Genomic DNA, 21930 nt, shown 5'->3' with positions numbered 1-21930 from the left:
TGGAGTGCAAGGGGCCGTGCCAGGAAGGGGCGGTGAGTTGGTTGGGCTGGGGGGGCAGGGCCCCTGGCCCCGCACACAAAACAGCGGAAAAAGGGGGGCCCCGCCAGACCCCCCCACAAACCGGCCCCCGCTTCCCCCGTACCCCCGTAGCTCTTCAGACCGTTCAGACCGTTCAGACCGTTCGGTCCGTTCAGTCCGTGATTTCCACCTGCCCGTTGGCCGGCGCCGTCCCCTCGGCGTCGCCGCCCCTGCCCGCCGCCAGGCCCTTCAGCAGGGCCGCCAGGTCAACTCCCGTGGTGGAGCTGAGCAGTTCGACGCCCTGTGCGACATTGTCCGCGACCGTACGCGTGAGCTGGCTCGCGCCGTCCGTCGAGATCACCGTCATCTTGTCGACCGCGCTCAGCGGTTCGGACGCCTTCGCGACCACCGACGGCAGCACCTCGACCAGCATCTGGAGCACCGCCGCGTCCCCGTACCGCGCGAACGCGTCCGCCTTCTTGTGCATGGCGTCCGCCTCGGCCGCACCCTTCGCACCGATCGCCGCGGCCTCCGCCTCGCCCTCGATCCGTACCGCCGCCGCGAGCGCCGCGCGCCGTGCCTTCTCGCCCTCACCGGTGAGCCGCGAGCGTTCGGCGTCGGCCTCGGCCTGCTTGACCAGGGCGATACGACGGGCCTCGGCCTCCTGCTCGGCCTGGTAGCGCGCCGCGTCCGCAGGCTTGCGGACCTTGGTGTCGAGTTCGCGGTCGGTCAGCGCGGCCTGCCGCTGCGCCACCTTCTCCTGCTCGGCGAGCACGTCCTGTTCGCGCGCCGCCTGCGCCAGCGGCCCCGCTGCCGCCGCCCGCGCCGCCGCCTCGTCCGTCTCGGCCTTGATCTCGGCCTGCTTCAGCGCGAACGTACGCTGCGCGATCGCGATCTCCTCCTCGGCCTTGAGCCGCGCCTGCTCGGCAGCCCGCCGCGCCACCGCCTCCGCGATGTCCGCCTCCTGCTTGGCGCGCGCGGCCTCGGGACGCCCGAGGTCCTCCAGATACGAACCCTCGGTGGTGATGTCCTGGATCTGGAACGCGTCGAGCATCAGGCCCTGACCGGCCAGGCTCGCCTCGGCCTCCTCCGCGACCTGCCCGGCGAAGGCGGCCCGGTCCCGGATGATGTCCTCCACCGACATCCGGCCGACGATCGAACGCAGCGCGCCGGAGAGCACCTCTTGGGTGAATCCGACGATCCCGCCCTGCTGCCGGAGGAACCGCTGCGCCGCGGCCCGGATCGAGTCCTCCGTACCGCCGACTTTGACGATCGCGACCCCGTCGAGGTTCGCCTTCACCCCGCGCAGGGTGACGGCGCCGCGCACGGCGACCGGGATGTGCCGGCTGGACAGGTCGAGCGTGAACCGCTGCTGGACGAACGGCACGACGAACACCCCGCCGCCGACCACGACCTTCTGGCCGCTGGTGTCCACGGACACCCGGCCGGTCGTCGGATCGGTCGACCGCTTGCCGCGCCGGCCGGTGACGATGAACGCCTGGCTCGGCCCGGCGACCTTGTACCGCGTGATGACGGCCAGTGCCAGCAGGACGACGAGTACGACGACCCCGAGCACGGCGATGACGACTGGACTCATGATGCCCTCTCCTTTGCCCCCAGAGGGACGGCAGTTCGTTTGAATCGATGCTCACGGCTGAATCGATATGCGTGGGATGTCCCTGCTCGATACGCACGGGATGTCCGCGCAGCGGTGCCCCCAGACCGGTCAGCGCTGAACTCGTCGTACCGACACGGAAGTCGACGACAACGTCGCCTCCACCCAGATCTCGGCTCCCTGCTCCACCGGCTCCTCGCCCTTCGCGGCGTACTTCACCGTCTGGCCGCCGAGCCGCAGCAGCACTTCCCCGTATCCGGCGGCCGGGATCGCCGTCACGACCGTGCCCGCGGTGCCCACGAGATCGTCCCCCCGCGGCGTGGCCACCGTCTGGTCGTCCCGCATCAGCGCCTTGCTGAACTTCCAGGTCAGCCAGGCCGCCCCGGCTCCGGCCGCCGCCCCCGCGACGACGGCCGGTGCCGTGCCGAGATCCGTACTGCCCTCCACGATCGCCGCGGTGAACCCGAGCATCGAGACGAACCCGGCGATGACCGGCAGCGAGAGCAGCCCGTCGAACAGCCCGTTGAGCAGTGAGATACCGCCGAAGAGCCCTTCGAGAATCCCGTCGAAGATCAATGACAGGACGAGCAGCACGATCCCCGCGATGCCGAGACCCAGAAACACGGTCATCGGACCCCCTCCCCCCTGCCCCCGGATCCCCCGTGGTCCCCCTCGGGCAGGACGCCATGTTCCCATCAATGGACGACCGTGCGCATTGCCGGAACCCGGCAGTCTTAACGCGTTCTTTATGCCGACTACCGGCCACGGCTATCGGCCACACTTACATCCACGCATCTGGGCCCAGAATGGTTTCGCGCGTACGGGCTCAGAACGGCTTCCTCAGAACGGCGTCCTCAGAACGGCTTCGCGGGCCAGTCCAGCAATCTCGCCCCGATCACCGCCGTCTGCAAGGTGTAACGGTGCATGGGGTCGGCCGGGTCGGCGCCGGTGAGCTGGTGGATCCGCTCCAGCCGGTACGTCAGCGCCCGTACGCTCAGCGAAAGCCGCCGCGCGGCCTCCGCGGCCACACACCCCGCGTCGAAATAGACGGTGAGCGTTTCGAGCAGCGGTTGCGCCCCGCCCCGGGCGGCCTCCAGCGGACCGAGCGTGCCGAGCACGAGTTCGGTCATGGCCTGCCGGTCGCGCGTGAGTACCGGATAGACCAGCAGGTCGGCGGCGCGCAGGATGGGGGCGTCCATATCGAGCCTGGCCGCCAGATCGAGGACGTTGAGGGCTTCCTCGTACGACTGCACCACTCCGCCGACCCCCTGCTGCGGGCGCCCGATCGCGACCCGCCCGCCGTCCGTGGCCGCGAACGCCCGCTCGGCGAAGTACGCCAGCACCTCACCCTGGTCGCCCGGCGCGACACACACCAGCCGCCCGGCCTTGGTGGTGAGCAGCACACTCCGGTCCCCGAACCGCCCGATCAGCGACTGCTCCACCGCGCGCGGTACGGGCTCCTCCTCGTAGTACGGTACGGAGCCCTCGGCGACGGCGACGGCATGCGCGTACGAGAGCCGCAGCCCGAACCGCTCGGCGCGCTCGGCCAGCCGCCCAGGATCGCTCCGCCCGTACAGCAGATCGTCCACGAACTCCCGCCGCGCGCCCGCCTCTTGGCGTACGGCGAGCCGCTGCGCCCGCTCGTACCCTTCGGCGAAGGCGTCGACGGCCTGCTCGATGGCGGCGAGGATGCGCAGGCCGGTGCCTTGACCTGCGTTCGGCCACCGCAGCCGCGCCTCGGCGAGGTGCGCGCCCACCAGTGCGCGCAGTCCGAAGCCGGCTTCGGCGGCCCGGCGTCCCAGCTCTCTGCGGGCGAGGAGTTCGTCGCGGGTGAGCCGGCGGCCCGTGGCGGCGACGGCCGCGAGGATTTCCGCGTACCCCGCCAGATACTCCTCGGGTACCGCCTGCCCTGTCACTCCTGTCACTCCTGTCACCACTGCCCCTCCTGGTCGCCCCGTTCATTGTGGCTGCCGGGTCAGCGGGTGTCAGTGGGTGTCAGTGGGTGGGAGTGTCAGTGGGTGCGGTGGGGGCCCAGGTCTCTGAGGACTTCGGTGAGTTCGGCGGGGGTGAGGGGCGGGGCCGCGAGGGGAGCGGGTGATGTGGGCGGGACGGGTGGTGCGGACGGGGGCGGCGGGGTGGCGCGGAGGCCGTTGAGGGTGAGGGCCAGATAGCGGCGCCAGGCGTCGGGGGCGGTGGCCGCGAGGGCCGGTACGGTACGGCCGAGCGCGGCCAGGACGAAGAGGACGTCCTCCGTCGTGAGGTCCGTGCGCATCGTGCCCTGCCGCTGGGCCCGCCGTACCAGAAGACGGACCGTCTCCCGGTTCTCGGCGTGCAGCGCGTCCAGCGAGGGAACGCCCGGAATCCCGGTGGTCATCAGGTCGTTGGCGCCGCGGTCGGCGGCCAGGCCCGCGAAGACGGAGTCGAAGTACGCGGTGAGGCCGGCCCAGGCGTCCTCGTACTCGCGCGCCTGCTCACCGGCGCGGGCGGTCGCGGCGAGGGTGTCGTGGAAGACGGCCTCGACGAGCGCGCCCCGGTCGGGGAAGTGCCGGTACAGGGTGGCGTTGCCGACCCCGGCGCGGCGGGCGATCTCGTCGAGGGAGGCGTCCAGGCCCTGTTCGGCGAAGACCTCGCGGGCGGCTTCGGTGAGGAGGGCGCGGTTGCGCCGGGCATCGCGCCGGAGCGGCGCCGTTCTCCGCTCGCTGGCTGCCACCGGTTTCGCCGCCTCCTGCCTGTTGGGTCGGGTGGCTGATCGTACCGGCGGGGGACCGGACCGGTGGGGGCCGAAGCGTACGCGCTGAGCCGCCACGGTCGGAGGGACCGTGGCGGCTGCGAGCGCTCCTGCGGAGGCAGGGTGTGCGCAGATCAGGAGCAGGTGGCCGCGTTCAGGGTGAAGACGGCCGGTGCCGGATTGCTCCCCGTGAAGGTGGCCTGGAAGCCGAAGCTCACCGAACTCCCGGGCGCGATCGCCTTGTTCCAGCCGACGTCCTTGGCTGTGACGGCCGTACCGCTCTGGGTGACCGTGGCGTTCCAGGCGTTGGTCACCCGCTGCCCGCCCGGGTACGACCAGCCGAGCGTCCAGCCGTCGACCGGGGCGGTGGAGGTGTTCTTGACGGTCACGGTGGCGGTGAACCCGTTGTTCCACGCGCTGTCGATCCCGTACGTGACCGTGCAGCCGGCCGCCGGCGTACCGGGGTCGTCACCACCGTCGTCGCCGGGGGTTTCGGCGGCGAACTGGGTGAGCCAGGCCAGCGGCGCGTTCCAGTTGACCGCCACCTCGTTGGTGGAGTACGAGCCGATGTCGTCGATGTAGCAGGCCGCGGGCTTGCAGCCGGCCAGCTCCTCCTCCGCGACCGGGTCCTGGAGCGCGGCGTTGGGCCCGCCGGCGATGGACCCGGCGGGCGGGTTGGGCAGCGAGGCGTCGTACTGGTTGGCCCAGAAGCGGTGGTGCTGGTTGCGGGAGGCCTGCTCGCCGTACCCGGTGACGTACGACTGACCGAGCGCGTTCCGCCCCAGCAGATAGTCCAGCGTCTCGATGCTGCCGGCGCGGTAGCGCTGCTGGCTGGTCAGTCCGTACGCGACGGCCATGACGATGCCGTTGTTGGCGACCTGGCCGTTGGAGCCCCAGACGTACGCGGTGGAGGGGAGCGGTACGGCGTACCCCTGGCCGGACATGGTGGACAGGTAGCTGTCGGCGGCGGCCGTCACCGAAGTGCGCAGGCGGGTGGTCTCGGCGGCGGGCAGGCCGGTCGGGACGGTGGCGAGGACGATACGGCCGAGGGCGGCGGTGTCGGCCCAGCCGAAGCCGAAGGAGGTGAAGGCGTTGGGCGAGGTGTGCCAGGAGGAGGCGGTGACGACGTCGCGGTAGGCGGCCTCGCCGGTCGTCGCGTACAGCTCGGCACCCGCCCAGTAGAACTCGTCGCTGACGGTGGCGTCCCCGTACGCCCCGCCGCCGTTGCCGTCCGAATCCGGCGCGATGACGGCCGGGTTGGCGCGGGCGGCGGTCCAGGCGCGGCGTGCGGAGTCGAGGCAACGGGCGGCGAAGGCGGCGTCGTACGGCGCGTAGACGCGGGCGCACTGGGCGGCGGTGGCGGCGAGATTGAGGGTGGCGGCGGTGGAGGGCCGGTGCAACTCGCGCTGCTGGTCGTCGAGTTCGGGCCGCATGGGCAGGCCGGTCCAGTTCGCGTCATGAATCTTGTGGAACGCCATCCCGGCCAGCGGGCGCCCCTCCGGCACCTGCATCCGCATCAGGAACTCCATCTCCCAGCGCGCCTCGTCCAGCACGTCGGGCACGCCGTTGCCGCGCTCGGGAATGCGGAGGGTGGAGTCCCCGAGGGCGCCATCGGTCCCGGCGCGCTTGGCCCGCTCGAAGGAGTTCACGAGCAGCCAGGTGGCAAGCCCGCCGTTGACGACGTACTTCCCGTGATCCCCGGCGTCGTACCACCCACCGCGCACATCGCGGCTGTAGTCACACACCCCGGCCTGGCACGGAACGCTGGTGTCGCCCTTGTTGGGCGCTACGCCGAGATGCCCGGCGGGGCGGGCGTACGAGGCCCCTCCGGCGAGGGCCGCGTCGATGGGGATGCCGCTGCGCTGCTGGTAGAAGAACGACATGGCGTCGGAGCGGAGGGTGTTGTAGAGCCCGGGGGAGATGTCGAAGGGATGACTGGTGCCTTGCCCGTCGACGGAGAGGGTGAGACCGGTGCCGGTCCCGGTGTACGAGGAGAAGTCGACGGTGTGGGTGGACTCCCCGGATGCGGAGTCGGCGCCACGGGGTGTGGTGGTGCCGGAGGCGAGGAGGGCGCCGGCGCTGGAGCGTAACTGCCAGGGGGCGGGGCTGGTCGAGCCGGAGACGAGCGTGGCGCGCTTGGGCCCGTCGGGGAGGTAACCGTGCTGGTTGAGGCGGATGGTGGCGGCGGCGGCTTGGGTTTCGACGGGGGCGGGTGCGGGGGCGGGTGCGGCACTGGCGCTCCCACCGAACAGCGAGCCGGCGGCGAGCGCGCAGCCGAGGAACCCAACGAGGGCCCGACGCAGGGCTGGGCGGCTTCTGAACATGGGGGTGGGCATGGGGGTGGGCATAGGGAGGAACCTTCCGTGCGGGTGAAGGTGACCGAACTGGGAGCGCTCCCATCCCGCAGACTTACATGCCCATGCCACCCCGTCAACGCTTTGGGCAGGGCGGGGGTGCGGGTCGGGGCTCGGCGGGGGCGTGCGGGCCCGGCTGGCGGGGGGGCGGGGGGAGCCCCGCGTGCGCGGGGACCACTTGGAGCGCATCCGGAGGACGATCGAGGTCGGGGGACCACCCCCGCGTGCGGGGACCACAGGCACGGCGGACAGCTGCACTTCATGGACGGGGGACCAACCCCGCGTGCGGGGGCCACCAGGACCACCTGGAGGCCGCAGCCAAGCTCACGGGACCACCCCCGCGTGCGCGGGGAGCACACCCCGGCCGAACTCCCGGCCGGCGACAACTGGGGACCAACCCCGCGTGCGCGGGGAGCACACCGAGCATCTCGATCGCCAGATCGGGATCAAGGGACCAACCCCGCGTGCGCGGGGAGCACACGTCCTCAGGGTCCGGTGTCAGATCCGGCGTGGGACCAACCCCGCGTGCGCGGGGAGCACAACGAGCACAACGAGTACGAGGGAATGAACCCGGGACCAACCCCGCGTGCGCGGGGAGCACAGTTCGTGAGCTGGGGTTTTATCCGGCCGGTGGGCTGGTTTTGCTTACTTTCCGGGAAACCGGCATAGCTCCTGTTCCTCCCCCTTATGGGCAATCCAGGCAGTCGTCCCGCCTGCCCCAGGCACATTCTCGTCCGCCCGGCGCCGGACGTCCGGCGATCGCGTCCCTCCGCGCGCAACTACTCGTCCGTCTCGCTCGCGACCGCCTCGGCGTGCGGGCGCTGGCCGGTGGACCGACTTGGGCTGCGGCTCTGACAGGCCGGGCGCGGGTATGTTGTCTTGGCCCAGGCTGGATTCCTGCTGAAGCGGGACTGAGGGGGACCACCACGCCACCCGCCACGCGGCCGCCCGCCGCTCGGCCCCAGCTGTGCGCTCCGGCCAGGCTGGATCTTTGGTGAGTCCGAGGTCGAGTTCGGTAACCACAGCCGCGTCTACGCGGGCCCAGCCGCAACATCCACCGCTGTCAGCGCCGCCGCCCACGGATATGGCTTCTTCTCGCCCGGCTGATTCGGCACGAACCCGCCCGGCCCGTACAGCACCGTCACGCCGGCGTCTCTCAGCGTCTCTATCGACCGCTCGAACTGCGGATGCTGCACGTAGGCCGCATTGACGCAAGGCATCGTCACCAGCGGGATCCGCTTGCCGATGCCCTCCGCGACGACGCCCACCACGAACTTCTCCGTCAGCCCGAGCGCCCACTGATTGATCGTATTCAGCGTGGCGGGCGCCAGCAGGATGGCGTCCGCCGGGGGCCATACGTCCGGCTCGCCCGGCAGCTTGTACTCCGACCGGACCGGGGCGCCCGTCAGCTCCTCCAACTCGGGAAGGCTGGCGGTCAGCCATCGGGCCGCGGTCGGCGTCAACCCCAACCGCACGCTCCACCCCCGGGAGCGCGCATCTCTGACGACGCAAGCAATGTCGAGCACGGGCGGTGCGGCGGTGCCGAACAAGTACAGAGTCCTCGTCCTCGTCATGCCGTCCAGTCGACCACAGGCCAAGAACTAGACCACAGGCGAACGCCTGGACCACATGCGAACTCCTCCGAACCAGGCGGCTGCGGGGGCGGGCGCGAGTACCGTTCCAGATGGCGAGTCAGGAACGGAGACCGTTATGTCCGCGCTCGACGACGACCACACAGGCACGCGTATCCGGCGTGAACGGAAACTGGCCCACCTCACCTAGCGGCAGTTGGCCGATCGTATTCCCTTCTCGTACAGCCTCCTCAACCAAGTCGAGTGCGGGGCCCGGCGCGCGTCCCCCGACTTGGTCGCGGCAGTCGCACACGCCTTGAGAATCGACGTCACCGCGCTGGCAGAGCAGCCCTATGTGACCGAGCTGCAACAAGACCGCCTTGCCGAGTTGGTCCGTCCGCTCCGCCGTATCGATGATCGCCTCGACCATTTGGCAGTAGCCGCGATACATCGAGCCGGGGGGAAATTCGGCATGCCCGTACAAGCACGACGGCCCCCACTTTCGTGGAGGCCGCAGGCCGTACCCCAGGACGGCTCCGGGGGTACCGTTCTGAGTGTCGAGTTCAGAACGGAGCCATTATGCCTGCGCACACTGACAATGCTCTCCCTTCGACATTCGGCCAGCGCGTACGGCGAGCCCGCGAACGCGCCGGCCTCACACGCCCCGTCCTGGGCGGTCTAGTTGGACGATCCTCGGAGTGGGTAAAGGCTCTGGAGGTGGGTCGGCTCCAAGTGCCTCGCCTGCCGCTGCTGCTGCGCCTCGCGGACGTGCTCGGCGTGGAGGACCTGGCAGAACTGACAGGCGAGGAGCGGCTGACGTCCGCCTCGTACGGTAAGGCTGCTCACGAGGCACTGCCTGCGGTGAAGAGCGCGCTGACCAGCTATCAGTTCAACGGAGCCGATGAGGAGCCGGAGAGCGTCGACGAACTCCGCGCGCGTGTAAGGGAAGCGTGGCAGATGTGGCACGGCAGGGGGGGCCACCGCACTCGCGTTGCCGTGCTGCTGCCTGATCTGCTGGCCGACTGCCAGTACGCGGCCCGCGTACTTGAGGGCAGCGAGCGGCGTCGCGCGCTGGTCGCGCTCGCCCAGGCGTATCACCTGGCCCAGCTCTACCTCAGCTTCCAGCCTGCGCCGGAGCTGGTGATGCTTACTGGGGACCGGTCGATGAGCGCGGCGCAGGATGCCGACAGCCCGCACACGATTGCGGGGGCTGCCTGGTACATGAATCATGTCTTCCGTGACGCGGGCGAGCGGCATGAAGCGCGCGTCGATCTCGCGATGAAGGCCGCCGACCTGCTTGACCGTAACCGGGGTCCCGAGGATCTCGCGCGGTGGGGACTGTTGCACCTGGCCGCGGCACTGTCGTACGCCAAGGTAGGACGTCGTGGGGACGCGGAGCGCTACTGGAACAGGGCCAACGAAGCGGCGAAGCGTCTCGGTCACGGCTATGCGCACCCTTGGCTGATCTTCGGGCGGGACATGGTCGACGCGTACGCGATCACTATGTATACCGACCTCGTACAGTCCGGCGTGGCCGTCGACGCGGCGACACAGATCGACCTCGCGCCGATGAAGTCGGCCACGCGCCGCAGCTTCCACCTGATCGAGTCGGCGCGTGCCTACAAGCTTCAGGGCGAGGACATCGCGGTGGTCCACCTGCTGAAGAAGGCGTACGCGGAGAGTCCGGAGACCATCCGCTTCAACCTCTTCGCCCGTCCGGCAGTTGCCGAACTCGCCACCGGCAACAACGCGGTGATCCGCGACGACGCGCGGCAGCTCGCCCGAGATCTCGGCGTTCCCGCGTGACTTGAGGGGTACGGACCGTACCCCTCAACAAGGGGGTACGGGCTGTACCTCTCGATGTGCTCTGGCGCCTCTAGCGTTGATGGCCACGACAACGACCCCGGCGAGGTGGTGAGACCTCCCGGGGCATGGCCAACGCTGACAGGAGCGTCGACGTGTCCGAACATACAGTCCGCAGAACAGACCCTGACGACTACCCGCGTGAAGTGGCGATGAAGCGTGGCCTGGACAAGCGGCTGGCCCCAACCGAGTGCAGCGTTGTGCTGCGGTGGAGTCGGGATCCCCGGTGTGTCGGGTTGGCGCGTATGGAGTTGCGGAAGGCGTTGGCCGATTGGGGGCTGTCGGAGTTGGAGGATTCGGCTGTTCTGATCGTGTCGGAGCTGGTCAGTAACGCCAGCTTGCACGCCAGGGTGACGCCGGAGCAGGTCATTGAGACGCATTACTTTCGCAGTTCGGGTGGGTTACGGATTGAGGTGCACGACGGTTCGCCGGTCTGGCCGCAGCCGCGTACCCCGGACCCGGAGGCGCTCGACGGCCGAGGACTGCTTCTGGTCGACGCTCTGGCGGACGAGTGGGGAGTCGCCGACCGGGTCGGCCCGGGGAAAATGATCTGGGCGTCCCTGTCCGCGCCGGTCGTACGGCCCAGTGAGCGGGACTGTTCGTGACTGCGCCGGTCGGGAAGCCTCCGGTCGTTCCTTACATCGCGTGCTGGTCCTCGGAGCACCGGCCGCAGGGCACGCTGGTCGTCCGGGGCGGCGGCATCGCATACGCCGACGAAGGACCGTACGAACGCGACGAACTGGGCGTGCTGTGGAAACGAGTGGGGTTGAGCCCGGGGAAGGGGCGGCCGGAGTTCGGCAACGTCCACTTCCTGCGCCAGCGCCGCGCCATGCGCAAACTGCTGTGCCAGATCTGTGGCGGCCCGTCGGACCGTACCGACGACGGCACCCTGTGGGTGGTCGGCGAGGACGCGGACTATCCGGAGCTGCACAAGCCCGGCTTCGTCACCACGCATCCGCCGCTGTGTGTGCCGTGCGCGGTCACCTCGGTCGGAGCCTGCCCCCACCTGCGGAAACGCTATGTCGCCTTGCGGGTGCGGACGTTCGTGGTGGCGGGGGTGCATGGTGCGTTGTATCAGCCCGGCGGGGTGTTTCCCGTGGCGTACGACGCGGGCGGCGTGGCCTTCGAAAGCTGGCGGCTCAACTGGGTGCTCGCGGGCCAACTGATCATGGAATTACTTGAGTTCACGGTCGTGGACCTGGACGCGGAACACGCGGCGTACCTCAAGCGGGCGGAGGCGAGGCGCAGAGTCTTCGGCGGAAGCCCGGACGCCCGCCGCCGCCCCTGACAACGGACACCCCAGCCCCCGACGTGCCCCTTACCGTCCGTATGGGATCAGCCCCCCGTACGTGGGTGAGGACCACCGGGCCTGCCTCAACTCGGCACGCAGGCGGGCGGGAACAACCCCACGTGCGCGGGGATCACTGGCCGAGTTGCAGCCGTTTGACCCGGCGGCCGGGACCAACCCCGCGTACGCGGGGACCACGGTTCGTGAGCTGGGGTTTTATCTGGCCGGGGGCTGATTTTACTTAGTTCGGCGCCGCCGCGCTCGTCGCGTACACCGCCCGGCATGCGTCGTCGGAACCGGCGGGCCAGGAGGAGTGGCGTGTGCCGCGCGGACCAGACCGTTCGCAGAGCTACTTACCGTCGGTCTGCCCACCGTTCCGGGGCGCGCCCGAAGTCCACCAGGGTGGGCCGCAGCGGCTCTGGACCGCCCTGGAGCGCATCCGTAACCGGCGCAATGCCGACGGCGGTTTGCCGCCGCTCGGCCCACAGGCGCAGATCACGCCTGACGGTGTGTGCCGCCTGACCCAAGGCGGGTGGCGCGTGATCACGGACCATGGGCGGCTGACGTCGACCCCGCGAGTCCAGGCACCCGGCACCCGTCGTCCCGTGAAGTTGGCGCCTTTTGTATGGCGCGGAATCTCTGATACGCCGCGATACGCCGCGCGATATCAGCGGCCATCCGATGTATAGGGCGAAATCGTGCCCTCGCTCACTACGCATCGCACAGCAAATTGTCCATAGCGGGATGTATCAGCAATGAGAGCTAGGACTATTGACGAGTTGTGAGTTCGGCAGTTCAATCTCGCCCATATGGCCAAGCTGCCAGCACAGAAGGCGGAACGTCCCAACCGCCTTGGCGTCCCGACCGCCTTGGCGTCCGAGCTGCCTTCGCGTCCGAGCATCCTCGGGCAAGTAGCCGCTCGCGGTTTGGCGGTTCCCGCACAATCGCCAATCCCATCAAGGGGTGAAACATGTACCGCAGAATATTGCCCGGCCTATGCGGCGTCGCGTTGCTTGCCGCGGGCGTGGTGTCCGTCCAGAGCGGCGACACGCGCCCTGGCAACGTTGCCATGGCCGCCGCTGCCCAGCCGGCTGCCAAGTCCGAAGCCCAGGTCACCGCCGCGGCCGGGGCCACCACTCCCTTCGTGACGGTCGAGGCCGAATCCGGGAGCCTCGGCGGCGGCGCCCGTATCCGCGCCATCAGCCCGGGCACGACGCCCCCGACCAAGGCCACCCTGGAGGGCGAAGCATCGGGCTATTCGCTGGTCGAATTGAAGGCCAACGGCGATTCCGTGACATTGACGAACAACACGGGGAAGAACGCCAACAGCCTCGTGGTCCGCGCCTCGATTCCGGATTCGGCCGGGGGCGGCGGGATCAACGCGACGCTGAACCTGTACGTGAACGGCACCTTCCGCCAGGCGATCTCCCTCAGTTCTCAGCAGGCGTGGAACTACCGCGGTGCGACCACCAATCCGGACGACCCCCGCGCCGGAGGCCAGGCGTACCGCTTCTACAACGAATTCCCCCTGCGGGTGACGGGTGCCGCGATCGCCCCTGGCAGCACCATCCAGCTCAAAAAGGACGCCGGTAACACGGCCGCCGTCTACGACATCGACTCCGTCGACCTGGAGAACGTCGGTGCCGCACTGGCTCAGCCGGCGAACTCGATCTCGGTCGTCAGCAACGGCGCGGACCCGAACTTCCAGAAGGATTCGACGGCAGCCATCCAGAACACGGTGAACGCCGCCCGCTCGCAGGGGAAGTCGGTGTGGATCCCGCAGGGCAAGTACCTGACGAACAGCCTGGTTTCCAAGCCGTTGGACTTCACCGGCGTGAAGGTCCAGGGCGCCGGCATGTGGTACACCACGCTTTACCGCAAAGTTCCGCTGCCGGCCAACTCCTGGCGTTCGCAGATCGTAGTGGGCACGAAAACAACGCTGACGGACCTTCAGATCGACACCAACGCCGTCTGGCGGGGAATCGGTGGCACCGGCGGTTCGGACTACGGAGTCAACGCGGGCGGTACGGGCTGGCTGATCGACCGGCTGTGGACGCGGCACATCGACGCCAACTGGCTGTCGGGCACCGACGGCATCCTTCAGAACAGCCGGACCGCGGACAGCTACGGCGACGGTTACAACATCAACAACGGCAGCTCGCCGAACGCGGAAAAGCTCGGCCTCAACATCACGGTACGGAACAGCTTCGCCCGGAACACCGGTGACGATTCCTTCGCGACGTACTCCGACGCCGGCCCCACCGGCACGAACGGCCAGGTATCCGGGGCGAAAATCCTGAACAACACCGCGATCGCACCCTGGTGGGCCAACGGAATCCGGATCGCCGGCGGAAAGAACGTCGAGGTGCGGAACAACGTGGTGAACAGCGTGTCATCGAACAACGCCCTGGAAATCAGCGTGTACGGCGATTCCGGGCACCCTCTGGAGTCCGCCATGGTCACCGGAAACGTCCTCCAGGGCGGCGGCGGCTGGAACGGCGTCCGGCACGGTGTACACATCGGTTCGCCAGGGACCACCTCGCAGTTCCCGAACGCTTTCACGAACGTCACCATGAGCGACAACATCATCCGCGGGTCCCTCACCGCGGGACTCAGCATCGATCGCACGCGCGTCAACGTCACGCTGACGAACAACACGATCGACCGTCCGGCGAAGCAGGGAATCTGGATCAACTCGGGAGTCACCGGCACGGGGAAGTTCACGGGCAACAAGATCCAGAACCTGCTCCCGGGGCAGGTGGCGCAGCAGAACGATTCACCGAACACATTCAAGATCACCGGCTGAACGCGGATCCGGTCCGAGGACCGGTTGTTCGAGACTCGGTTGTGCGAGGCCTGGTCAGGACTTGTCCGGCCGATCATGTTCGGAGCCGGATGACGAGGGTTGCGGCGGTGAGGGTACCGAGAATGACGTTGCCGAGCTTGTCTTGGCGAGTGGCGACGGTGGAGCTTGCTGACGACCCCGCCGCGCGAGCAGCCCAGCCCCTCACCTCCCGCACCACCTCCACCAGGCGAGCGTGCAGGCTCTACCACGGCGTTTCGTCCTGATGTTCGGGGCCCCGCGTGTGCGGGGACCACACGTGGGACTCGGACGCGACGTTGAACAGGTAGGGAACAACCCCGCGTGCGCGGGGACCACAGGGCCGGCGTGTCAGGAAAGAGCGTGGCCATGGGAACAACCCCGCGTGCGCGGGGACCACGAGGGCGAGCACGAGCTGGTGGTCCAGGCCGGGGGAACAACCCCGCGTGCGCGGGGACCACAGTTCGTGAGCTGGGGTTTTATCCGGCGGGTGGGCTGGTTTTGCTTGGTTTCAGGGAAACCGGCATAGCTCCTGTTTCCTCTTAAACCGGGCGGCCGTCCCGCTAACCCTGGGGCATTCTCGTCCATCCGGTGCCGGAAGTCTGGCGATCGCGTCCCTGCGTGCGCAACTCCGCGCCCGTTTCGTGCCCGGGAAGGCCTCGTCGTACGGGCGCTGCCCGTCGTGCCCGACATCGGCGAGCGCCTCGGCGGCCCGCGGTCGCCCGCCGGGGCCCGGTCGTACCACTCAATGCCCGCTCCGTCTGGTCCGGCCCGGCATCGATATCGGTGTCGAGTACGCGGCCTGGGAGGCGGCGGACTGGCGGATCGACTCCCTCACCCAACTCACCACGCTTGTCGCGGGCTGACACCTGAGCGAGTGGAAGAGTCGCAACCGGGGCACAGGTTGGGATTTTTGGCGGGTACGGTCTGGGCCCTGCGGGGCATGGGCCGACGAGGACACCCCGTCGTCGGCGCTTTTCTGACCACCTGTAAGACGTAAGCGGATCGAGGAGAACGTATGGACGGGACGACATGGGACGGTGTGGAACGGCTGCGGGACTGGCTCGACGCGGCGGCGTCGCCAGCTGCGGCCGGTGACGTCAAACTGCTGCGCGTGCTCAAGATCGGGGAGGAGTTCGGGGAGGTCGCGGAGGCCGTGCATGGGGCGCTGGGGGCCAATCCCCGTAAGGGCGCGTCCCACACGTGGGATGACGTCCACAAGGAACTGTGCGACGTCATCGTGACCAGCATGGTCGCGCTCGCATCGTGCACCCCGGACGCGCGCAAGCTACTGGAGGAGCGGCTGCGCCACCTGGTTGACCGGGTCTCTGCCTGACTTGGGCGTGAAACTGGCTTGGTGACTGGGTGGCTTGTGGCCGGGGCGGCGCCGTGCTCATGCCCGTGCTGGGGTCAGTTCGGGGCGGGCGCCTTGAGTTGGCGCAACCTTGCGGCGGGAGACGTGCTGTAGGAGCAACCCCGCGTGCGCGGGGACCACGGGCGATGAACCGCCATCCGGCCGGCATCAGAGGGAACAGCCCCGCGTGCGCGGGGACCACCGTTCGTGAGCTGGGATCTTATGTGGCCAGGAAGCTGTTTTTGCTTGCCTTCGTGGGAACCGGCATAGCTCCTGCTCCTCCCCGCATATGGCCAATCCGGGCACCCGTTCCGCTTGGCCTGGAGGCATTTTCGTCCAACTCCGCGCCGCTTGTCCGGTGATCCGGTTCATCAGGTCGCACCCCGCCGCCCCCTAAGCGTGGAGGTGTCCCCGGTTCTTGATAGGGTCGGGCCCTTCCGTGAAGCGGGGATGTATCCCCAGTTGGCTAGGAGGAGGCCCCCATGCGTGCCGATCAGATCGTTGAACTCACCTCCGCCGCACCCGACTTCTTCGCCGATCCCTACCCCGCCTACCGGAAGCTTCGCGCCCAAGGGCCCGTTCGGCGGTTGCGGATGCCTGCCGGGGAAGACGTGTGGATGGTGCTGGGATACGACGCCGTTCGCGACGCGTTGGGGGACTCGCGGTTGCGGAATGATGTGCGGCACTCCGCCTCGTACGACAGCGACGGCGGTTATGCCATCGGGCGCAACATGCTTCAGGTTGATCCGCCCGATCACACCCGGCTCCGGGCGCTCGTTTCGCGGCAGTTCACCACCCGGCGGATCGCTGAACTGCGGCCGCGGATCCAGGAGATCGCTACCGGGCTCCTCGATGCCATGGCCCCCGTCGGCCCCGCCCACCGCGCCGATCTCGTCCCCTCCTACGCCTTCCCCCTCCCCATCACCGTCATCTGCGAACTCCTCGGCGTCCCCGCCGCCGATCGCGAAGCGTTCCATGACTGGTCCAGCAAGATCGTCGCCTTTGACGACGCGCAGGCCGCGGCAGCCGCCGCGGGTGCCATGACCGCCTATCTCACCGGCCTCATCGAGGACAAGCGCCGCTCGGACGCTGCGAGCGGTGATCTTCTGTACGACCTGGTCCGTACTCATGACCATGACCATGACCATGACCGCGAACACGGCGACCACCTCGCCCCCGACGAACTCCTCGGCATGGCCTTCCTGTTGCTCGTCGCCGGGCATGAGACCACCGTCAATCTCATCTCCAGCGCCGTCCATCTCCTCCTCGCCCACCCCGACCAACTCGCCGCCCTCCGCGCCGATCCCTCCCTGCTCGAAGGGGTCATCGAGGAGACACTCCGTTACGAACCGCCCGTGCAGATCGCCGCGTACCGTTACACCGCCGAGCCCGTCACCCTCGCGGGCGTGCGTATACCGAAGGGCGAGCGCGTCGTTATCTCACTCGCCGCCGCCAATCGCGATCCGGCGCGGTTCGCCGAACCCGAGCGGTTCGACATCCGGCGGGACCCGGCCGCCAACCGTGCCCAACTCGCCTTCAGCCACGGCATCCACCACTGCCTCGGCGCACCCCTGGCCAGGCTTGAGGCCTCCGTCGCGCTGCCCGCGCTGCTGAATCGCTTCCCCGACCTTGCCCTCGACGGCAGCTCCGCCCCCGAATGGCGCCCGAGTCTGCTGCGCGGCCTGCACCGGCTTCCCGTGCGCTGGTAGGCAGTACGCCGCGCCCCTCCGCTCGCCCCGGAACGCCCCGCGCCCCTCCGCTCGCCCCGCACCACCCCGCCCCGGAACGCGCCACCCCACCCCGCCCGTCCACCCCTCGGAGCGCCCTGTCCACCCCTCGGACTGCCCTCCGGCCCCGTGTTACGCGTTCTACGAACCCCCAGGTCAGCGCCCTCGGCCGACATATCCGGTACGTCATCGTTCATTCCGTTTTCCGTGACACCGAGATCAAAAGTGGGAAACTTCTGGGTTTCATTGCCCAATTCAGATAGTTCAGATGTGAACGTTTGCCCGGCTCTCGATCAGTCGAGCGCCTCGCGTCCCCCGACGCGACGCGCCTCGCGTGGACGGCTGTCGTCCGCGCGCTCGAAAGTGAGGTCAGGCACCCGTGCACATACGAAGAGTGGATATAACAAGACCCGTGCGGACGCGTCTGCGTCCGCTCGCCGCGGTTGCGGGGCTGGTAGCGCTCAGCGCTGTCTCGGTGTCCCTTGCGCCGACCGCCCTCGCCGCCCCCGCCGGCAACGACTCCCCCGTCGTCAGCTCCGGCGACGGCTGGACCGTCACCCGCGCCGCCGGCGGATACCTCGTATCCCTCAAGCTCGACGCCCCCCTCCCCGTCAAGGACGACCTCCCCGAACTCGTCGCGGACGGTACGGATCTCGGGCCGGCCGCCGAGTCCGCCGACGGGCGTACCCTCACTGTCGCCACGACCGACGCCTCCGTCGCCGACGCCGAGAAGGTCGAGTGGCAGTGGTCCAGCGGCGGTGACAGCACCGCCACCGGGCCCACCGCCCTCGTCTCGCCCTCCGCACAGGCCAAGGCGCGCAAGCTGACCGAGGCCAATGAGGCCAAGGAACTCGCCGGCGAGGAAGGGCCGGAGGGGACCACCCCCGACGACCCGACCACCATCGGCACCGGCTCGTACACCATCGCCGACTACAACTTCGGCGCGCAGTCCATCCCGCTCGCCGACATCGGCGGTATACGCGGCGAGTTCCAGGGCCGCATCTATCTGCCCACCGACGGCAAGCCGCACCCCGTGGCGATCTTCCTGCACGGCCGCCACAGCTCCTGTTACAACCTCACCACCCTGCGCGGCGCGAGCGGCTGGCCCTGTGCCCCCGGTACGGCGCCGATCCCGAGCTTCGCCGGGTACGACGCGGCGGCCGAGGCCCTCGCTGCCGACGGTGTCACCGTCGTGTCGATCTCGGCGAACGCGATCAACGCCAACGACAACCAGCTCTCGCCCGACAACGGCGCCGCCAGCCGCGGCCAGCTCGTTCTCGACACGCTGGCCATGCTGAAGAAGGCCAACGCCGGCGAGCCCGTCTCGTACCACGACGCGGTGACGGACCAGGACGTCACCCTGGAGCAGGCGCTGACCGCCGGCAAGGCCACCTACCCCGGCTCGGCCATCACGGCGTCCCAGCTCGTCGGCACCATGGACTTCGGCTCGATCGGGCTGATGGGCCACTCGCGCGGCGGCGAGGGTGTCGTCTCGGCGGCGGCCCTCAACGCGGCCCTGCCGGACCCGTGGAAGATCAAGTCCGTACTCCCGCTGGCCCCGGTCGACTTCACCCGTACGACCCTGCCGGACGTGGTCATGACCACGATGCTGCCGTACTGCGACGGTGACGTCTCCGACCAGCAGGGACAGCACTTCTACGCGGACTCGCGCGACGCGTTCTCCGACAATGTGCTGCGCTCCAACCTCTGGGTCATGGGCGCGGACCACAACTTCTTCAACTCGCAGTGGACCCCGCCCTCCCCGGGCGGCTCCGACGACTGGTCGAACACCGCCGACCCGGTGTGCGGTACGAGCGCCGCGGCCCTGGCCTCCGGGAAGAACCTCCGGATGACCGCCGATCAGCAGTACCGGCTCGGCGCGGCCTACATCTCCGGGTTCTTCGAGCTGACCCTGCGCGGCAGGACCCAGTTCCAGGGCCTGTTCGACGGCTCGCAGCTCACCCCGCCCTCGGTGGCCGCCTTCGCGGCGGACGTCCGTACGGTGGCGCAGCAGCCGGCCTCGACGCGCCGCGACATCACCGCGTTCAAGACCACCAGCCCGCTGATCGGTACGACGTCGACGGCGACGGCCGTGATCTGCGCGAGCAAGTCGGGGCGTACGGTTCCCCAGCCGTACCCGCTGTGCACCAACCCCGGCAGCACCCTCACCAACCAGCAGCTCCCGCACTGGACTCCGGCCTCCTTCGCGCCGAACGTCCCGCTCAACGTCATGACGCATCTGACCTGGACGGCCACGACCGGCGCGCTCGGTGTGACGCTGCCGTCCGCGCAGCAGAACGTGTCGGCGTACGACGAGATGACCGTCGCGATGTCGCCGGACGAGAGCGTCACCACCGGTACGGACATGACGCTGAGCGTCACCGACTCGGCCGGGCACACCTGGAGCAGCCTGGTCTCCGCCCTCAACACCTGGGGCGTGACCAGGATGCCGGCCAGCGGCGCGACGCAGTTGGGCAAGATCGTGCTCCAGCAGGTGGCCGTGCCGACCGCGACCCTGGCCGAGGCCGGGCTCGACCTGAAGCACATCACCAAGGTCACCTTCACCGGCGCGGTCGGCGCGGACACCACCGCGAGCGGCGGGGTGTATCTCTCCGACCTCGCCTTCGCGGACAAGAGCCTCGGTACGCCGAGCCCGCAGGCCCGCCCGACCGTCAACATCGCGTCGACGAAGACCGAGGAGGGCAACGGCCCGGGCGCGGTCCAGGCCGCGGTCTATCTGTCGCGTACGAGCGCCACGCCGGTCACCGCGTACGCCACGGTGGTCGGTTCGACGACCGGCAAGGTCGGACTCGCCATGCAGAAGGTCACCTTCGCGCCCGGCGAGACCTGCCAGGTGGTCGACATCCCGGTGACCGGCGACACCGCCGCCGGGGCGACGCCCAGCACCTCGTACAAGCTCGGGGTGTCCAACTCCAGCAACGCCGTCCTCGGCAGCCAGGACTTCGGCACCATCGCGGTCCGCGAGGACGACGGGGTGGCCGAGCCGGCGACCGCCGCGCCCGCGGTCGGGGTCCAGGGCGATGTCTGCGCCGAGTACGCGGCGCTCTCCCGGCCGGGCACGCTGACCGTCAGCGACGCCACGCCCGAGCCCGGGGCCACGGTCACGGTCACCGGGAGCGGCTACCGCGACGGCGAGAGCGTTTCCTTCACGCTCGGCGCGGCGGCGGGTGGTTCCGCGGCGGGTGGTTCCGCGGCGGGTGGCCCGGTGGCGCTGGGCAGCGCGGTCGCGGCGAGCGACGGCACCGTATCGTTCCAGGCCGCCCTCCCGGCGGACCAGCCGTACGGAAAGGCCGTGATCGGCGCGGCCGGCGCGGGCTCCGGTTTCACGGGCACGGCGGGCGTCACCGTCCTGGCGACGACTTCGACCGCGCTCACCCTCGACCCGGCCGCGCCGCGGATCAGCCAGGCGGTCACGCTGAAGGCGGCGGTCACGGGAGCGGGAGCAGGAGCGGGCGCGGGATCGGGAGCCGCGGGAGCGGGAACCGACGGCGGTACGGTCACCTTCCGGGACGGCACCACCGTCCTCGGTACGGCCAAGGTCTCCGGCGGAGTGGCGTCCCTGCGGATCGCGGCCGGCTTCAAGGCCGGTACGTACACCTTCACCGCGGCCTTCGGCGGCACCGAGACCGCGGACATCTCGTCCTCGGCACCGGTGCAGTTGGTGCTGACGAAGGGCCGCAGCGCCATCGCCATGGCCCTGCTGTCGAAGTCCGCGACCTACGGACACGCCGTGTCCGGCGTCTTCTCGGTCGCCGGCGCGACGAACGGCACGGTGAGCGTCTCGTACGGTACGGGCTCGCTGACCGCGAAGGTCGGGGCGAGCGGAGCGGGTACGTTCAAGCTCCCCGCGTCCCTGTCGGTCGGCGCGCACACCGTGTCCGTACGGTACCTGGGCACCGATTTCGTCGAGCCCAGCAGTGTCGTGACGCAGAAGCTCACGGTCGTCAAGGCGAAGACGACGACCTCGCTGACGCTGTCGAAGACCACGCTGGCGCGCGGGAAGTCGGAGACGGTCAAGGTCGTGGTCGGCGGGCACAGCGCCGCGGACTATCCGACCGGGACGATCACGGTGACGGCGAAGGTGGGTGGCAAGACCACAACCACCAAGGTCAGTCTGACGGCCGCGAAGAAGGGCGTGATCAGCTTCACGGTCACGCTGCCGAAGGTGAAGGGGACGGCGACGGTCACCGCGTCGTACTCCGGGAACGGGAACTTCGTGTCGAGTACGTCGGCGAAGAAGCAGGTGAGGCTGACGTGAGGCGGGGGTTCCGGCGCTCGGGGTTCCGGGGCTCGGGGTTCCGGGGCCCGAGGCCGGGGCCCGAGGCCGGGACCTGAGGCCGGGGGCTGATACGTAACCGACCCGGCACCCGCACTGCCTGGTCCAGCACCCGCGTGACCTGACCCAACACCCGCACTGCCTGACCCAACACCCGCACGGTGAAAGGCGGTCGGGGGGGGGGGGCGCCCCCCCCCCCCCCCCCCCCCCCCCCCCCCCCCCCCAACCCAAAGGACTTTGCTCCCGGGAATTTTTTCCCCCCCCCCGGGGGAGGGGGGGCCAAAGCCATTTGAA

Annotated in this window: 13 protein-coding genes, 1 pseudogene and 2 CRISPR repeat arrays; of the genes and pseudogenes, 8 read left to right on the top strand and 6 right to left on the bottom strand. The window is 69.5% G+C overall.

Annotated elements, in window-relative coordinates:
• Positions 1-190 precede the first annotated feature (190 nt).
• The 6 genes from ACFU9P_RS34220 to ACFU9P_RS34195 form a co-directional block, all read right to left on the bottom strand.
• Positions 191-1615 (bottom strand): SPFH domain-containing protein, encoded by a 1425-nt coding sequence (locus ACFU9P_RS34220; protein WP_384088641.1) that lies wholly within the window; start codon positions 1613-1615, stop codon positions 191-193.
• 129 nt (positions 1616-1744) lie between these two features.
• A complete protein-coding gene (locus ACFU9P_RS34215) occupies positions 1745-2263 on the bottom strand; it encodes an NfeD family protein (protein WP_376384017.1) in 519 nt (172 codons plus the stop codon).
• Positions 2264-2487: 224 nt separating this feature from the next.
• Positions 2488-3549, bottom strand: a complete 1062-nt coding sequence (locus tag ACFU9P_RS34210; RefSeq protein ID WP_384088637.1) for a PucR family transcriptional regulator — start codon at positions 3547-3549, stop codon at positions 2488-2490.
• Between the two features lie 95 nt (positions 3550-3644).
• Entirely contained in the window at positions 3645-4343 is a 699-nt protein-coding gene (locus ACFU9P_RS34205) for a TetR/AcrR family transcriptional regulator (protein WP_384088634.1), read from the bottom strand.
• Positions 4344-4495: 152 nt separating this feature from the next.
• Positions 4496-6697, bottom strand: coding sequence for a glycoside hydrolase family 9 protein (locus ACFU9P_RS34200; protein WP_384088631.1), 2202 nt, complete (start codon positions 6695-6697; stop codon positions 4496-4498).
• A 169-nt stretch (positions 6698-6866) separates the two neighbouring features.
• A CRISPR array of direct repeats spans positions 6867-7315; the repeat unit is 19 nt; unit sequence GGGACCAACCCCGCGTGCG.
• 431 nt (positions 7316-7746) lie between these two features.
• Positions 7747-8289 carry a flavoprotein gene (locus tag ACFU9P_RS34195; protein ID WP_384088628.1) on the bottom strand — a complete coding sequence of 181 codons (543 nt, stop codon included), beginning with the start codon at positions 8287-8289 and terminating at the stop codon, positions 7747-7749.
• A gap of 136 nt (positions 8290-8425) precedes the next feature.
• Between ACFU9P_RS34195 and ACFU9P_RS34190 the strand changes: the two are divergent.
• From ACFU9P_RS34190 to ACFU9P_RS34155, 8 genes and pseudogenes are all read left to right on the top strand, one after another.
• Positions 8426-8713 (top strand): annotated as a pseudogene (locus ACFU9P_RS34190) (helix-turn-helix domain-containing protein); the annotation flags it as partial.
• A gap of 152 nt (positions 8714-8865) precedes the next feature.
• Positions 8866-10092, top strand: a complete 1227-nt coding sequence (locus tag ACFU9P_RS34185) for a multiprotein-bridging factor 1 family protein (RefSeq protein ID WP_384088625.1) — start codon at positions 8866-8868, stop codon at positions 10090-10092.
• 125 nt (positions 10093-10217) lie between these two features.
• Positions 10218-10754: an ATP-binding protein gene (locus ACFU9P_RS34180; protein ID WP_384088622.1), complete on the top strand. Its 537-nt coding sequence runs from the start codon at positions 10218-10220 to the stop codon at positions 10752-10754.
• On the top strand, positions 10751-11437 hold the full coding sequence (locus ACFU9P_RS34175; protein ID WP_376384036.1) for a hypothetical protein: 687 nt from the start codon (positions 10751-10753) through the stop codon (positions 11435-11437). The genes ACFU9P_RS34180 and ACFU9P_RS34175 overlap by 4 nt, the downstream gene beginning before the upstream one ends.
• Before the next feature lie 1069 nt (positions 11438-12506).
• Positions 12507-14243: a hypothetical protein gene (locus ACFU9P_RS34170; protein ID WP_384088619.1), complete on the top strand. Its 1737-nt coding sequence runs from the start codon at positions 12507-12509 to the stop codon at positions 14241-14243.
• Positions 14244-14507: 264 nt separating this feature from the next.
• Positions 14508-14721: a CRISPR direct-repeat array (repeat unit 31 nt; unit sequence GGGAACAACCCCGCGTGCGCGGGGACCACAG).
• Between the two features lie 555 nt (positions 14722-15276).
• Positions 15277-15594 (top strand): MazG-like family protein, encoded by a 318-nt coding sequence (locus tag ACFU9P_RS34165; protein WP_384088616.1) that lies wholly within the window; start codon positions 15277-15279, stop codon positions 15592-15594.
• Between the two features lie 500 nt (positions 15595-16094).
• Positions 16095-17321, top strand: coding sequence for a cytochrome P450 (locus ACFU9P_RS34160; protein WP_384088613.1), 1227 nt, complete (start codon positions 16095-16097; stop codon positions 17319-17321).
• A 430-nt stretch (positions 17322-17751) separates the two neighbouring features.
• Positions 17752-21618, top strand: coding sequence for an Ig-like domain repeat protein (locus tag ACFU9P_RS34155; RefSeq protein WP_384088610.1), 3867 nt, complete (start codon positions 17752-17754; stop codon positions 21616-21618).
• Positions 21619-21930 lie beyond the last annotated feature (312 nt).

The organism is Streptomyces sp. NPDC057617, from assembly GCF_042800555.1.
Taxonomy (GTDB): domain Bacteria; phylum Actinomycetota; class Actinomycetes; order Streptomycetales; family Streptomycetaceae; genus Streptomyces.
Note: the sequence above shows the minus strand (reverse complement) of the source record. Positions and strands in the feature narration are given on the sequence as shown.

Excerpts from the sequence above, each read along its gene's own strand:
- ACFU9P_RS34170 (WP_384088619.1), top strand. The coding sequence starts at position 12,507 with ATGGCCGCCGCTGCCCAGCCGGCTGCCAAGTCCGAAGCCCAGGTCACC.
- ACFU9P_RS34160 (WP_384088613.1), top strand. The coding sequence starts at position 16,095 with ATGCGTGCCGATCAGATCGTTGAACTCACCTCCGCCGCACCCGACTTC.
- ACFU9P_RS34165 (WP_384088616.1), top strand. The coding sequence starts at position 15,277 with ATGGACGGGACGACATGGGACGGTGTGGAACGGCTGCGGGACTGGCTC.
- ACFU9P_RS34200 (WP_384088631.1), bottom strand. The coding sequence starts at position 6,697 with ATGCCCACCCCCATGTTCAGAAGCCGCCCAGCCCTGCGTCGGGCCCTC.
- ACFU9P_RS34220 (WP_384088641.1), bottom strand. The coding sequence starts at position 1,615 with ATGAGTCCAGTCGTCATCGCCGTGCTCGGGGTCGTCGTACTCGTCGTC.
- ACFU9P_RS34195 (WP_384088628.1), bottom strand. The coding sequence starts at position 8,289 with ATGACGAGGACGAGGACTCTGTACTTGTTCGGCACCGCCGCACCGCCC.
- ACFU9P_RS34215 (WP_376384017.1), bottom strand. The coding sequence starts at position 2,263 with ATGACCGTGTTTCTGGGTCTCGGCATCGCGGGGATCGTGCTGCTCGTC.
- ACFU9P_RS34185 (WP_384088625.1), top strand. The coding sequence starts at position 8,866 with ATGCCTGCGCACACTGACAATGCTCTCCCTTCGACATTCGGCCAGCGC.
- ACFU9P_RS34180 (WP_384088622.1), top strand. The coding sequence starts at position 10,218 with ATGGCCAACGCTGACAGGAGCGTCGACGTGTCCGAACATACAGTCCGC.